The 14,334-nt window shown below is 36.5% G+C and carries 12 protein-coding genes; 10 read left to right on the plus strand and 2 right to left on the minus strand.

Features of this window, described 5'->3' with window-relative positions:
* Positions 1 to 43 precede the first annotated feature (43 nt).
* From ACFEMA_RS11170 to ACFEMA_RS11180, 3 genes are read left to right on the plus strand one after another with little or no spacing between them, the layout of a single operon-like run.
* Positions 44 to 1,063: a DHH family phosphoesterase gene (locus ACFEMA_RS11170; protein ID WP_411768284.1), complete on the plus strand. Its 1,020-nt coding sequence runs from the start codon at positions 44 to 46 to the stop codon at positions 1,061 to 1,063.
* Entirely contained in the window at positions 1,060 to 1,605 is a 546-nt protein-coding gene (gldI, locus tag ACFEMA_RS11175; RefSeq protein ID WP_411768285.1) for a gliding motility-associated peptidyl-prolyl isomerase GldI, read from the plus strand. Before ACFEMA_RS11170 ends, gldI begins: the two co-directional genes overlap by 4 nt.
* A complete protein-coding gene (locus ACFEMA_RS11180; protein WP_411768286.1) occupies positions 1,598 to 2,803 on the plus strand; it encodes a peptidylprolyl isomerase in 1,206 nt (401 codons plus the stop codon). The genes gldI and ACFEMA_RS11180 overlap by 8 nt, the downstream gene beginning before the upstream one ends.
* Positions 2,804 to 2,866: 63 nt before the next feature.
* Here ACFEMA_RS11180 and ACFEMA_RS11185 read toward each other — a convergent pair whose 3' ends face one another.
* Entirely contained in the window at positions 2,867 to 4,330 is a 1,464-nt protein-coding gene (locus ACFEMA_RS11185; RefSeq protein ID WP_411768287.1) for an aminoacyl-histidine dipeptidase, read from the minus strand.
* 208 nt (positions 4,331 to 4,538) lie between these two features.
* Between ACFEMA_RS11185 and ACFEMA_RS11190 the strand changes: the two genes are divergently transcribed.
* From ACFEMA_RS11190 to ACFEMA_RS11200, 3 genes are all read left to right on the plus strand, one after another.
* Positions 4,539 to 5,609, plus strand: coding sequence for a DUF3810 domain-containing protein (locus ACFEMA_RS11190; RefSeq protein WP_411768288.1), 1,071 nt, complete (start codon positions 4,539 to 4,541; stop codon positions 5,607 to 5,609).
* A gap of 287 nt (positions 5,610 to 5,896) precedes the next feature.
* Entirely contained in the window at positions 5,897 to 8,863 is a 2,967-nt protein-coding gene (locus tag ACFEMA_RS11195) for an amidohydrolase family protein (RefSeq protein WP_411768289.1), read from the plus strand.
* Between the two features lie 10 nt (positions 8,864 to 8,873).
* Entirely contained in the window at positions 8,874 to 10,172 is a 1,299-nt protein-coding gene (locus tag ACFEMA_RS11200) for an amidohydrolase family protein (RefSeq protein WP_411768290.1), read from the plus strand.
* Between the two features lie 71 nt (positions 10,173 to 10,243).
* On the opposite strand, the gene ACFEMA_RS11205 is transcribed toward ACFEMA_RS11200, so the two are convergent.
* The gene (locus ACFEMA_RS11205; RefSeq protein ID WP_411768291.1) at positions 10,244 to 11,044 is read right to left on the minus strand and encodes a hypothetical protein; all 801 of its coding nucleotides are present in this window, start codon (positions 11,042 to 11,044) and stop codon (positions 10,244 to 10,246) included.
* 82 nt (positions 11,045 to 11,126) lie between these two features.
* Here ACFEMA_RS11205 and ACFEMA_RS11210 point away from each other — a divergent pair, with 82 nt between their 5' ends.
* The 4 genes from ACFEMA_RS11210 to ACFEMA_RS11225 all read left to right on the plus strand — a co-directional run bounded on the left by ACFEMA_RS11210 (position 11,127) and on the right by ACFEMA_RS11225 (position 14,331).
* Complete coding sequence (locus ACFEMA_RS11210) at positions 11,127 to 11,924, plus strand: TrmH family RNA methyltransferase (protein ID WP_411768292.1); 798 nt, start codon at positions 11,127 to 11,129, stop codon at positions 11,922 to 11,924.
* 87 nt (positions 11,925 to 12,011) lie between these two features.
* Positions 12,012 to 13,247 carry a M48 family metallopeptidase gene (locus tag ACFEMA_RS11215; RefSeq protein ID WP_411768293.1) on the plus strand — a complete coding sequence of 412 codons (1,236 nt, stop codon included), beginning with the start codon at positions 12,012 to 12,014 and terminating at the stop codon, positions 13,245 to 13,247.
* 44 nt (positions 13,248 to 13,291) lie between these two features.
* Complete coding sequence (locus tag ACFEMA_RS11220) at positions 13,292 to 14,002, plus strand: flavodoxin family protein (RefSeq protein ID WP_411768294.1); 711 nt, start codon at positions 13,292 to 13,294, stop codon at positions 14,000 to 14,002.
* Between the two features lie 2 nt (positions 14,003 to 14,004).
* A complete protein-coding gene (locus ACFEMA_RS11225; protein ID WP_411768295.1) occupies positions 14,005 to 14,331 on the plus strand; it encodes a hypothetical protein in 327 nt (108 codons plus the stop codon).
* Positions 14,332 to 14,334 lie beyond the last annotated feature (3 nt).

A 14,334-nucleotide genomic window follows, 5' to 3' on the forward strand; every position in this document is an offset into this window, starting at 1 on the left:
ATTCAATATTGATAGATATTAAAAAATTGTATCTTCGTTGGCTATGACTAAAGACGACATTTTAAGCATTAAATCACTCCTAGACTCACCAAAGAACATTGTTATAGTTCCGCATAAAAATCCAGATGGAGATGCCATTGGCTCTACCTTGGGGCTCATGCATTATTTGAAAAGTTTAGGCCATAACGCTATAGTAGTAGCACCAAACGACTATCCCGACTTTTTAAAATGGATGCCTGGTGAATCATCCATCATAAAATTTGATTCCTCGACTGAAAATAGTGAGGAACATATTAAGTCGGCTGATATTATTTTTACATTAGATTTTAATGTCCTAAATCGTACTGGTGAAGATATGGGCTTAACCATAGAGCAATCTAAGGCCTTAAAGATTATGATTGATCATCACCAACAGCCAGATGATTATGCAAAATACATGTATTCTGATGTCAGTATGTCCTCTACCTGTGAGATGGTCTATAATTTTATTGAACTATTGGGTGATGACCAGAAAATAACTGCAGATATCGCTACATGTCTATATGCTGGCATAATGACCGATACGGGCTCATTTCGTTTCCCTGCGACCACAAGAAGAACTCACGAAGTTATTGGGCAATTAATCAGCAAAGGAGCTGACAACTCCCAAATTCATAATAATATTTATGATACAAATAGCTATAGTCGCTTACAACTTTTAGGAAGAGCATTACAAAACTTAAAAGTTATCCCAGAATTAAGAACGGCATATATCTCATTGACCCAAAAAGATTTGGATGAATTCAATTTCAAAAAAGGAGATACAGAAGGCTTTGTTAACTACGCACTATCGTTAGAGGGTATCATTTTCGCTGCCATATTTATTGAAAATACACAGGAGAATATTATAAAAATATCTCTTAGAAGTAAAGGTGACTTTTCTGTCAATGAGTTTTCTAGAGCACATTTTAGCGGCGGTGGCCATACCAATGCTGCGGGTGGTAAGAGTGATCTAAATTTGCAGGGCACCATTGATAAATTTATTAGTATATTGCCACAATACAAATCGGAATTAACGCAATGAAACACCTACTCCTTTTCTTAATTTCATTTTCGTTTATGGTCAGCTGTAAGCCTCAAGAAGCGCGTCGACCAGAATCAGTACAATCTGGCTCATTTATAAAACAATCGGCGGAGCGCAACAAGAAGTTAATCGCTAAGGAGCGTACTAAAATAGAGTCCATCATTGAACAAAATCCAGAACTGGAGTATTTCGCTTCCGAAAACGGCTTTTGGTACACCTACCAAAACAAAGTGGAGCAAGACACCATTCAACCAGAGTTTGGTGACTCTATCAATTTCGATTATAACGTCCAGGATTTAAATGGAAAAATCATATACAGTAAAAACCAAATCGGTAATAAAGACTATGTTATGGAAAAGGAAATCCTTTTTTCTGGTCTCCGAGAGGGTTTAAAACTAATGAAACCCTCCGAACAAGTCACTTTTATTTTTCCATCTCAAGTTGCTTACGGCTACTACGGGGATGATAATAAAATTGGAACAAACGTTCCTATTATTTGCGAAGTAACCTTAAACACTATAACTCAAAACAACAATGATTAAAAAAATCTTAACCCCATTTTCACTACTCTTACTCATTCTAATTTCGTCGTGTCAAGAACGTTATCCAGACCTTGAGGATGGATTATATGCCGAGTTTGTAACTACCAAAGGAACTATGGTTGCTGAATTATATTATGACAAAGTTCCTGTAACTGTTGCCAATTTTGTGGCATTGGCCGAGGGCAACCACCCGATGGTTGAAGAACAATATAAGGATAAGCCATTTTTTAATGGTATCACTTTCCATCGAGTAATGGATCAATTTATGATTCAAGGCGGCGATCCTACCGCTTCCGGTTCAGGAACTCCCGGCTACCGATTTGCAGCTGATTTTGATGCAGATTTAAAACATGATAAACCAGGCGTATTATCGATGGCAAATAGTGGTGCACTCAACACCAATGGAAGTCAATTTTTCATAACCGAAGTGCCTTACCCAAGCCTAAACGCCTTTGATGAGCAAGGTATTATGAAACCCTGCGGCCAACCTAGAGTAAGTTGCCATTCTGTATTTGGACAATTGGTTAAAGGAGTTGAAGTACAAGATTCAATATCTAATGTTAAAGTAGGTGTTGGAAACAAGCCTATAGAAGATGTAACAATTACTGAGCTAAATATTATTAGAAAAGGTTCTGATGCAAAAGCATTCAATGCACCTAAGGTATTTGAAGAAGAAATGCCAAAAGTTGAAGATAATATCAGAAAAAACAAAGAAGAAGCACAACAAGCATTGAAAACCAAAGCAGAAGAAGCGAGTAAGGCATGGTTAAAAAGTAATGAAGAACTTGAAGGACAAAAAATAGAGTCACCAACTGGAATGTCAATGGTTATTACTAAAGATGGCGATGGCCCAAAACCAAACTCAAGCCAAAGAGTTAACATCAATTGCGCAGGGTATTTTGAAGACGGAACACTATTTTACACCACCTGGAAAGAAGTTGCAGAAAATAATGGCAAGTATGACGAAAGGACTGACCAAGGAGGCGGTTATGAACCATTTTCTATGCCATACAATGAAACAGCAGGATTAGTTGCTGGCTTTAGAGAAGCTATGTTAAATATGAAAATTGGAGATAAGGCTCGAGTTTTTATACCTTACTATTTAGGCTATGGCGAAAGTGGACGACCACCAGTAATTCCTCCAAACACAAATTTAGTTTTTGAAGTTGAGCTGGTGAGTATTGCAGGTCAGCAATAAATTGAACTTAATTAGAAAACAGAAAGCCCTTTCATTAATTTGAAAGGGCTTTCTGTTTTCTAATTATTTCTTCGGAATATGCTTGAGAATTTCTAATACAAATTTCCAGTATTTTTGGGCCGAAGAAATTTGAGCCCTCTCATCCGGAGAATGTGCTCCCTTAATATTAGGTCCAAAACTAATCATATCCATATCGGGATAATTTTGGCCTAAAATACCACATTCTAATCCTGCGTGGCAAGCAGCCACTTTTGGTTTTTCCCCATTATTTAATCGCTCGTAAATTGGTACCATTACCTTTAATATATCAGAATCCATGTTAGGAGTCCAACCAGGATAGTCGCCAGAAAATTCGACTTCACAACCTGCCAATTCAAAAGTCGCTTTTAATGCTGTTGCTAAATCCCATTTAGAACTTTCAACAGATGACCGTGTTAAGCACCCTATTTTTATATAGCCATCCTTAACAATAACCTTAGCCATATTATTTGAGGTCTCTACCAAATCGGGGATATCGGCACTCATTCTATAAACACCATTATGTGCTGCATATAAGGCTCTTAAAAATACCTCTTGTGTTGATAAGTCCATCACACGTAGAGGAGTTTCAGCCTTTTCTATTAATATTTGTAGATTAGGCTCAGTGGTTTTAAATTCACTTTTAATAGTTAAAGCCAAAGCCTCCAATTCTTCGGCAAAAGAAGTTTTGTTTTCTGTTCTAACAGCAATTAACGCCCTACTCTCTCTTGGGATGGCATTTCTTAAACCACCACCATCAATTTCAGAAAGTCGCAATCTAAACTTCTGAGATCCTTTAAACAAGAGACGATTCATTAGCTTATTGGCATTACCTAAACCCTCATGTATCTGCATCCCTGAATGCCCACCTTGAAGACCCTTGACCTTAATTTCAAAACCACTAAAATGCAGCGGCACTTTCTCATTAATGTAAGTTCTAGTTGCTGTAACATCTATTCCGCCTGCACAACCTACACCAATTTCGTCATCTTCCTCAGTATCTAAGTTTAGTAATATATCGCCTTTCAAAACACCTCCTTTTAAGCCCTTTGCCCCTGTCATACCTGTTTCTTCATCAATGGTGAAGAGTGCTTCAATAGCAGGATGCTCAATATCCGAACTTTCTAAAATAGCCATAATTGTTGCCACACCTAAACCATTATCAGCACCCAAAGTTGTCCCTTTTGCACGCACCCAATCTCCATCAACATACATATCGATACCTTGAGAATCGAAATCAAAAGAAGTATCGTTATTTTTTTGATGCACCATATCTAAATGTGACTGCATCACTATCATCTTTCGATCTTCCATACCAGAAGTTGCTGGTTTTCTTATAATGACATTTCCAACTTCATCTTCAATAGTTTCTAAGCCAAGATTCTTACCAAAATCTTTCATAAAGGCAATCACACGTTCTTCCTTTTTTGAAGGTCTTGGCACTGCATTAAGATCTGCAAATTTATTCCAAAGTGGTTGAGGTTCTAAAGCTCTTATATCTGTATCCATACTATTCCATTTTTATATTCTTTCACATTAACAATTCACTATAATCAAAAATTATCTATCACATTGAACGTAGTCGAAATGTCTTGAAGTTCTAAATATCATATTTCTCGACTACGCTCGAAATGACAGTAAGGTGTAATAGTTTTTAACCTTTCACAAAGGTAGTTAAACCATAGAGGGAATTGAAACTATTTTCTATTTTTGGGGAATGCAGCAGTATAAGAAACTCATTCTGGCATTTTCAGGATTATCAATTATCGTCATTAATGCCATACTTAAGCATTTTCCAGAATTTGTAGAACAGTATTACAGTAACGGTCTTTATGTTTGGATTTCTAAATTGATGCGCTATAGTTTTGGTTGGCTCCCTTTTTCAGTTGGTGATATACTGTACACCGTTGCGATTCTGTACGTTTTGAGATGGTTAATACAGCACAGAAAACGTATTATAAACGATACCAAAAACTGGTTTTTGGAGCTTTGTACGGGTTTATCTTTTGCATACATTGCGTTTCATGTGTTGTGGGCGTTTAATTACTATCGACAACCACTTCATGTCGCACTAGATTTAAATGACGACTATACCACTGAGGAACTCAACAACGTCATCGATTATTTGATTACAGAAGCTAACGAAGCACATTCTAAATTAAACCCAATTGATTCTTTAAAAATAGAATTCCCTTATTCTAAAGCTGAAATTATAGATAAGATTCCTCAAGGCTATGTGGAATTGCAAAAGACATTCCCAGAACTGAAATACAATCCTGCCAGTATTAAATCTTCCATCTATAGCACCCCATTAACTTATATGGGTTTTTCTGGATATCTGAATCCGTTCACCAACGAAGCACAAGTTGATGTTTTAATTCCAAAATATAAATTAGCGACCACTGGAAGCCACGAAGTTGCACATCAATTAGGATTTGCAGCGGAAAATGAAGCTAATTTTATCGGCGGGTTGGCGGCTATGCACAACCCGGACCCATATATGGAGTATTCTGGAAAAGCATTTGCATTACGGCACTGCCTTTATGAGCTTTACAGAAGAGACCCTGAAGCTTACGAGCAAAAGAAAACGCTATTATATAAAGGTGTTTTAAAGAATTACCAAGAAGTGCAAGATTTTTGGATGGCCTACCAAAACCCTTTAGAGCCAATTTTTGCTTCTACCTACGACACCTTTTTAAAAGCGAACAACCAAGCTAAAGGCATGGAGAGCTACAGTTACGTCGTAGCTTTATTCGTCAATTATTTTGAGGGTCAACTGGAGAAATAAAGAGTTTCTTCAAATAGACCATCTTCAAGGTAGAGCAATAGATTTATATTTCATTCAGCAAAGGCTCTATCCATTTTATTTTGTCCTTAAGAGTAAAGCCCTGTCTAAAAAGCTTTTAGAACTGTTATTTAGATTCCTATTTTCATGGGAATGACAATTTCAATGGAAACCTCGAAGCTCTGCTTCGAGAAGTTTTTGTCAATTAAAACGTTAAACTCGTTGCTATATTTTTATTGAAGGAGCATAATATCTATATTTAAGTTTCTAATTTAACTAACCAATTTTTTATGATTAAAGTACATCTTAGGCTGCTCATGTTATTGTGCAGTTTTTCGTTGTTTGGTCAAGACTATTTCCCAAGTAATTCTGGAGTCATTGCCAACAACACTAATTACACGGCATTTACCAATGCAAAGATCTACGTCTCTCCAACTGAAATTATTAATAACGGTATCCTTCTAATAAAAGAAGGAAAAGTTGTCGGTGTTGGGAAAAGCGTAAATATTCCAAAAAATACAACAACAGTCGATCTTACGGGTAAAACAATTTACCCTTCTTTTATTGATATGTTTACCGAATTTGGTGTAAAAACACCAGAACGCGTGCGTAGTAATGTCCGTCAATACGAGGCTAGTAGAAGTGGTTTTTATTGGAACGACCATGTTATGCCAGAGCAAGAGGTAATGACGTCATTTAAATACAATAGCAAAGAAGCGTCTGAAATGCACAAACTTGGTTTTGGGGTCGTTAACACACACATGCCAGATGGTATAGTCCGTGGTACTGGAGCGTTAATTGCCTTAAACAATGGAGCAGATAATTCCATGCGTATTATTGATGGACAATCTGCCCAATACCTCTCGTTTAGTAAAAGTGTAACTTCTGCACAACAGTATCCTCAATCCATTATGGGAAGTATGGCTTTACTAAGACAAATGTACAGTGATGCTGACTGGTATGCGGATGGCAATAGTGACACCAAAGATTTATCACTTGAAGCTTTAAATAGAAATAAGAATTTAGTTCAAATATTTTCGGCAGGAAGCCGAGCAAACCTATTACGTGCCGATAAGGTTGGTGATGCTTATAATATACAATATACAATATTGGGTGGTGGAGATGAATATGAGCGTATTAGTGAAGTAAAAAGCACAAATGCAGCTCTTATTTTACCGATAGATTTTCAAGCTGCTTACGATGTAGAGAATCCATTTTTAGCTTCAACATTATCATTAAGTGATATGCGTTCTTGGAATCAAGAGCCTTACAATCCTAAATTATTAGCTGAGAACGGAATTACATTTGCGTTAACTACTCATGGCTTAAAGTCCAAAAAAACATTCATATCAAATCTTATGATGGCTATTGAACATGGACTATCTAAAGAAGATGCGCTTGCAGCATTAACTACAGTTCCTGCTAAATTATTAGGCAAATCAAATATCGGAACCTTAAAAACTGGTAGTTATGCTAATTTTTTGATTACTTCTGGTGATGTTTTCGAAAAAGACAGCAAAATATTCGAAAACTGGGTACAAGGCTATCCTCATGTTATAGAAAACATGAATGTTAAGGATATTGATGGGGATTATAGCTTTAATCTTGCAGGCGATGCTTATAAATTGTCAATTTCAAATAGTACGAGTAAACCTAAAGCTGAATTAGAATCTGGTGAGCGTTCATTAGGAGCAAAAATCAGTTATGATGATGATTGGATGACTCTAACCTTTAGAACAAAAGATTCAACAAATACAGAATATATCCGTATTGCAGCTAATACAACCGATGGAAAAACCCTGAAAGGCAAAGCAACCATGCCTAATGGTAATTCTACCAATTTTAGTGCTACAAAAAGTACTGATGGCAAGAAGAAGGATAAAAAGAAAGATAATCCGGATGATAGCAAAACTATGAGTCCTATTACCTATCCTAATTTGGCTTATGGTTTTGATGAAAAACCTAAAAGTGAAACTTTATTGTTTAAAAATGCTACGATTTGGACCAATGAATCTGAAGGTGTTTTAGAAAATACAGATGTACTTATCAAAGATGGTAAGATTTCTAAAGTTGGTAAAGACCTGTCTTCTGGTGGCGCAAAAGTAATTGATGCCACAGGTAAGCATATTACAGCCGGCATTGTGGATGAACATTCTCATATAGCTGCTTCATCTATTAATGAGGGTGGGCATAACTCTTCGGCTGAAGTTTCAATAGAAGATGTTGTTGAAGATGACGATATTAATATCTATAGAAATTTATCTGGTGGTGTAACGTCAATCCAAATATTACATGGATCTGCAAACCCAATTGGAGGACGATCTGCCATAATAAAATTAAAATGGGGTGAGCCAGCCAAAAATCTTATTTACGATAATTCGCCGAAGTTTATAAAATTTGCTTTGGGTGAAAATGTGAAGCAGTCTAGAAGTCAATTCAATGCACGGTTTCCTCAATCACGCATGGGAGTTGAGCAAGTTTTTATGGACTATTTCAGCAGAGCCAAAGCTTACGATGCATTAAAGAAAAGTGGCAAGCCATACAGAAAGGATATTGAAATGGAGGTACTTGCAGAAATCTTAAATAAAGAACGTTTCATTTCTTGTCACTCTTATGTTCAAAGCGAAATCAATATGTTGATGAAAGTAGCGGAAAAATTCGACTTTAATATCAACACGTTTACACATATTCTTGAAGGGTATAAAGTAGCAGATAAAATGGTAGAGCATGGAGTTGGCGGTTCAACCTTCAGTGACTGGTGGGCTTATAAGTTTGAAGTTAATGATGCTATTCCTTACAACGCAACCATAATGCATAATGCTGGTGTGACCGTTGCTATCAATAGTGATGATGCCGAAATGTCTCGACGCTTAAATCAAGAAGCTGCAAAATCCGTTAAATATGGTGGGTTAAGTGAAGAAGAAGCTCTTAAATTTGTGACATTAAATCCTGCTAAACTATTACACATCGACGACCGTGTCGGCAGTATTAAAGTTGGTAAAGATGCTGATGTTGTCCTTTGGAGTGACCATCCGTTATCTATTTATGCTAAAGCTGAAAAAACCATTATTGAAGGTGTTACTTATTTTGATTTAGAACGTGATAAACAGTTACGTGAGGCTATTAAAAAGGAAAAGAGTGAATTAACGAATCTAATGCTTCAGGCAAAAAACAAAGGGTTGAAAACGCAACCTATAAAGAAAAAAGAAAAAGAATTATTGCATTGCGATTCCACGAATAGCGGATTAACAGATTAAAACAAATAACATGAAAACGATATCTAAAATAAATTCAATCTTGTTTTTACTGTGCATCACATTCGGATTCGCACAGCAAACACCAGCAGATAAACAGAGCAAACCAATCGCCATCGTTGGAGCAACTGCTCATATCGGTAATGGTGAAGTCATAGAGAATAGTGTCATCACTTTTGCGGATGGGAAACTAACAAATGTGGCGGATGCTACAATGGTAAAAATGGACATGACCGGTATGGAGGTCATTGATGCCAGCGGAAAACATGTGTATCCAGGTTTTATAATAGCCAATGGTACATTAGGCTTGGCGGAAGTAAATTCTGTTAAAGCCTCTGTTGATCTTTCTGAAATGGGAACATACAATCCGCACATACGAAGTATAATTGCCTACAATGCGGAGTCTAAATTGGTAGAATCTATGAGACCTAGTGGCGTACTCCTAAGTCAGGTAGTTCCTCAGGGAGATCGTATTTCAGGAACCTCTTCCATTGTACAGCACGATGCCTGGAACTGGGAAGATGCTACTGTAAAAGCTGATGATGGTATTCATGTAAACTGGCCGAGAAGTTTTACTCGTCCACGTTGGTGGTTAGGCGAAACTGCTATAACACCAAATGAAGATTATCCAAAACAGGTAAAGGAATTATCCGATTATTTTAATGAGGCAAAAGCGTATTTAGCAGGTCCAAAAAATGAAAAACATTTGCCTTTTGAAGCAATGTCAGGGTTATTTGATGGATCTCAACGTTTATATATAAACGCTGACGATGAGCGAAGTATTACCGACGCCGTTAATTTTGCTAAACAACAAGGTGTTGAGCATTTAACAATTGTCGGAGGTTACCAAGCAGTTAATGTATCTGGATTATTGAAAGAGAACAATGTTTCTGTATTTCTAATGCAAGTACATTCATTACCGGCATTAGAAGATGATGACTATGACCAACCCTATAAGTTAGCCAAACAGTTAGTCGATGCGGGAGTTTTGGTAGCTCTAGAATGCAGTGAAAGGATGAATGCAAGAAACCTTCCTTTTTATGCTGGCACTACGGTTGCCCATGGATTAACCAAAGAACAGGCATTACAGTTAATCACTCATAACCCTGCAAAAATCATGGGTATCGATGATAATTACGGCACTTTAGAAGCTGGTAAAAGCGCTACCCTATTTATAAGTGAAGGAGATGCCTTAGATATGCGAGGCAACAGAATTGATCATGCTTTTATTGATGGCAGACAAATAAGTTTAGACACTCATCAAACTGAATTGTGGAAACGCTATTCAAATAAATATGAGAATCAGGATTAATTTATATTAACGAGAGATTCATAAAAAAAAGCGAACCAATAGGTTCGCTTTTTTTATCTCTAAATACCTAATTACTCTACTTTTCTTGCACCTTCAGGCATTTCAAATAATGAATCATCTGGTGTGTCTTTAGTAATTGTTACATCAACAAACGCTACGGTGTTTCTTTTCGTTGTTGGGGTGTTATCTTCATAATTATACCAATCCAAACTTTTTGGGACTACTAAACCATTAACAGTTTGCCAGTTATTGTAACGTATAAAATGAAAATCATCGCTTTTACCATCTTTTCCAAAGGTAACTGTGTAACCTAACCATTCCATCTGTCCTGTTTCTTCATCATAATAAATGATGTACTCATCATCAGATGACACTCCCACTCCATCCTCGTAAGAAATTAATATCCCTGGATAGGTTTTACCTTCAAAAGTTAAAGGCTCAACGTCTTTATACATAATACCATCGTCACTAACAATAAAGGGCATAGCATAGAAATACATCATCAAACCCTTATAAAACTTTAAATTCCCTTTATATTCCTTGCCATCTTTTTCTAAGACCCAATAATTTTCGCCATCAAATCCGGCTGTGTAGGTTGGAGTCTCAATACGTTCGTTTCGGCTTTTAAGATGCGTCGTCGTGACTTCTTTGCCATTTGGTTTTTCCATAGTAAAACTCAAAGTATTCATGGCATTCCAAGCATCAACACCGCCGTGGGCATCAAAAACTTTTGTAATTGATTCAGGATAAATACTGGTCGTAATATCCTCTTGAGTTATAATTTCGTCTTCAATAATTGTAGTTTCTGATTTTTCATTTTTACAGGAAAATGCTGTTATAATAATTAGTAGACTTAATAATTTAATTTTCATTTTTGTTTTATTTGATTAGTATATGGCCTTTGACGAAAACAGCCGTATAAAATTACATTTAAAGTCTTAATTTTGACACCCTATGGATAAACAAATTACTAGCGTCAATAATCCTCTAATAAAACGATTAGTTCAATTAAAGAGCAAATCTCGAGAGCGAAGAGATTCTGGCTTATTTTTACTAGAAGGTAAACGCGAATTATCCTTGGCCATAAAAGGCGGCTACACCGTTGACACCTTATTGTATTTTCCTGAATATTTTTCTGCGAGTGAAGCCAATTCCATGTCGCGATATAATATTGAAATCATAGAAATTTCAAAAGAGGTCTTTCAAAAATTAGCACACCGAGATACGACCGAAGGTGTTATTGCCGTCGTAAAGTCAAAACACCATTCGCTTGAAGATTTGAAATTCAAAAAGAAAAACCCTTTACTTTTAGTTGCTGAAGCGCCAGAAAAGCCAGGGAATATTGGAGCTTTGTTACGAACAGCAGATGCCGCTAATGTGGATGCTGTTATCATTGCAAATCCTAAATCAGATCTATATAATGCTAACATTATTCGATCTAGTGTGGGCTGTGTATTTACCACTGAAATTGCAATGGCATCATCGCAAGAAGCTATCACATTTTTAAAAACATACAATTTCAATATATTTTGTGCAACGCTTCAAGATGCTAAAAACTATAATGAGCAAGACTACACTTTACCTTCAGCTATCGTTGTGGGTACGGAAGCAACTGGTTTAACACAAGTTTGGCGAGAAGCATCAACTCAAAATGTCATTATTCCGATGCAAGGAGTCATAGATTCTATGAATGTATCCGTAGCAGCAGGAATCCTTGTTTTTGAAGCCAAACGACAGCGTAATTTTGAATAAAAAAACTAAATGACATTTCGACTACCAGCCCGACTTTGTTCTGGCGGGCGCTCAATGTGACAGAACGTTAAAGCAAAAGGAAAAACTATGACTGCAACCACATTATTTTATATCATCATTGCCATCATCATTATCAATTTTATCATCGATAAAGTTTTAGATGCACTCAATGCAAAACACTATAATGATGAACTACCAGAGGAATTGAAAGATGTGTATGACGAAGATGCCTATAAAAAATCACAAGCCTACAAAGCCAGGAATTACAAGTTCGGTATTTACGCTTCCATATTTTCATTACTATTAACCTTAGGGTTTCTGATTTTCGATGGTTTTGAATTTGTGGATACTATTGCCAGAAGCTATAGCGATAATTCGATTGTTATTGGGTTAATATTCTTCGGTATCATTATGATTGGTAGTGATATTATCAGCACACCGTTCTCTTATTATAAAACCTTTGTCATTGAAGAAGAGTTTGGGTTTAACAAAACGACCAAAGCCACCTTTATTCTTGATAAACTCAAAGGATTACTGATGACCATCATTCTGGGTGGTGGTATTCTGGCTCTTATCATTTGGTTTTATCAATTGACCGGAAACCAATTTTGGTTATACGCCTGGAGTTTAGTTACTGTGTTCACCATTTTTATGAATATGTTCTACTCTCGATTAATAGTGCCTTTGTTCAACAAACAAACACCACTTGAAGATGGGGATTTAAGAACTAAAATTTCTGATTATGCCAATAGTGTTGGTTTTAATCTCAGTAAGATTTTTGTTATCGATGGCAGTAAACGGAGTACAAAGGCTAACGCCTATTTTTCTGGTTTTGGGCGTGAAAAGCGAGTGACATTATTCGATACATTAATCAATGATTTGGAAGAAGAGGAAGTCGTTGCTGTATTGGCTCACGAAGTTGGGCATTATAGACGAAAGCATATTGTTTTTAATTTGGTTACGTCAATTGGTCTTACAGGGGTAATGCTATTTATTCTTTCTATTTTCATCTCTAACCCATTACTATCACAAGCCATTGGTGTGGAAACACCGAGTTTTCATGTAGGTTTAATTGCATTTGGATTACTTTACTCCCCAATTTCAGAAATCACAGGTTTAGTTATGAATTACGTCTCAAGACGTTTTGAATACCAAGCCGATGATTATGCCAAAAACACATACAAAGCAGAACCCTTAATCAGTTCGCTTAAAAAATTATCCAAAAATAGCCTAAGTAACCTTACACCTCATAAGGCCTATGTTTTTATGCACTATTCCCACCCAACGTTGTTAGATCGTATTCGGAATTTAAGGAGTGATTAAGTGTATTATTTTTTATGGTTATCTTTAAGATAAATCCATAGATTATGAACACTCCCGATTTTTCAATTCTCAAAGCAGTGTATGTCAACTGCACGTTAAAGAAATCCCCAAGACAAAGCCATACTGAAGGTTTAATGGATGTCTCAAGATCCATTATGAAAAAAGAAGGTGTAGAACTAGAGACGATTCGCTTTGTAGATCATGATGTGGCTTACGGAGTTTATCCAGATATGACGGAACATGGTTATGAAACTGATGAATGGCCACAATTATTTGAACGCATTTTCTCTGCTGATATTCTTATCGTTGGTACTCCGATCTGGCTAGGTGAGAAATCTTCAGTAGCCACAAAACTCATTGAGCGATTATACGCTATGAGTGGCAAGCAAAATGAAAAAGGACAATACTTGTATTACGGAAAAGTAGGAGGCTGTATTATTACAGGTAATGAGGATGGAATAAAGCACTGTGCCATGAGCATCTTGTATGCCTTACAGCACATTGGGTATTCCATTCCACCGCAAGCCGATTGTGGATGGATTGGCGAGGCAGGTCCAGGGCCAAGTTATCTCGATAAAGAATCCGATGCTAAGAACAATGATTTTACGAACAGAAATACGACATTTATGACCTATAACCTTATGCATTTAGCTTACCAATTAAAGGTTAACAATGGGTATAATGCTTATGGAAATTCTAGAAAAGGTTGGGATGATGGGACGCGCTGGAATTTTGAAAACCCAGAATATCGATAATCATGACTTGGGATAATGCACTTAAAATATATGACGAGATTGTAGCATCTTGTGATGGATTTGAAAGGAAAGGTAAGAACATGATTTACACGTCATCCAATGGTTACATGTTTACGCTTCTAAACAAAGCTGCTGAAATCGGAATTCGTTTACCAAAAGACAAAGCATCAAAATTTATGGAAGAATACGATACTGGTCATTATTATTCTTATGGCGCTAAAATGAAGGATTATGTTCTAGTACCTGAAACGTTATGGACTGATAAAGATCTAATGGTTGGTTTTTTTCAGAAAAGTTTTGATTATGTCAATAGTTTACCGCCCAAATAAAAC

Source organism: Winogradskyella sp. A3E31 (assembly GCF_046720935.1).
Taxonomy (GTDB): Bacteria; Bacteroidota; Bacteroidia; order Flavobacteriales; family Flavobacteriaceae; genus Winogradskyella.

What these genes read in the sequence shown, in the direction of transcription:
- ACFEMA_RS11170 (WP_411768284.1), top strand. Translation starts at nt 44, where the DNA reads ATGACTAAAGACGACATTTTAAGCATTAAATCACTCCTAGACTCACCA.
- gldI (WP_411768285.1), top strand. Translation starts at nt 1,060, where the DNA reads ATGAAACACCTACTCCTTTTCTTAATTTCATTTTCGTTTATGGTCAGC.
- ACFEMA_RS11180 (WP_411768286.1), top strand. Translation starts at nt 1,598, where the DNA reads ATGATTAAAAAAATCTTAACCCCATTTTCACTACTCTTACTCATTCTA.
- ACFEMA_RS11185 (WP_411768287.1), bottom strand. Translation starts at nt 4,330, where the DNA reads ATGGATACAGATATAAGAGCTTTAGAACCTCAACCACTTTGGAATAAA.
- ACFEMA_RS11190 (WP_411768288.1), top strand. Translation starts at nt 4,539, where the DNA reads ATGCAGCAGTATAAGAAACTCATTCTGGCATTTTCAGGATTATCAATT.
- ACFEMA_RS11195 (WP_411768289.1), top strand. Translation starts at nt 5,897, where the DNA reads ATGATTAAAGTACATCTTAGGCTGCTCATGTTATTGTGCAGTTTTTCG.
- ACFEMA_RS11200 (WP_411768290.1), top strand. Translation starts at nt 8,874, where the DNA reads ATGAAAACGATATCTAAAATAAATTCAATCTTGTTTTTACTGTGCATC.
- ACFEMA_RS11205 (WP_411768291.1), bottom strand. Translation starts at nt 11,044, where the DNA reads ATGAAAATTAAATTATTAAGTCTACTAATTATTATAACAGCATTTTCC.
- ACFEMA_RS11210 (WP_411768292.1), top strand. Translation starts at nt 11,127, where the DNA reads ATGGATAAACAAATTACTAGCGTCAATAATCCTCTAATAAAACGATTA.
- ACFEMA_RS11215 (WP_411768293.1), top strand. Translation starts at nt 12,012, where the DNA reads ATGACTGCAACCACATTATTTTATATCATCATTGCCATCATCATTATC.
- ACFEMA_RS11220 (WP_411768294.1), top strand. Translation starts at nt 13,292, where the DNA reads ATGAACACTCCCGATTTTTCAATTCTCAAAGCAGTGTATGTCAACTGC.
- ACFEMA_RS11225 (WP_411768295.1), top strand. Translation starts at nt 14,005, where the DNA reads ATGACTTGGGATAATGCACTTAAAATATATGACGAGATTGTAGCATCT.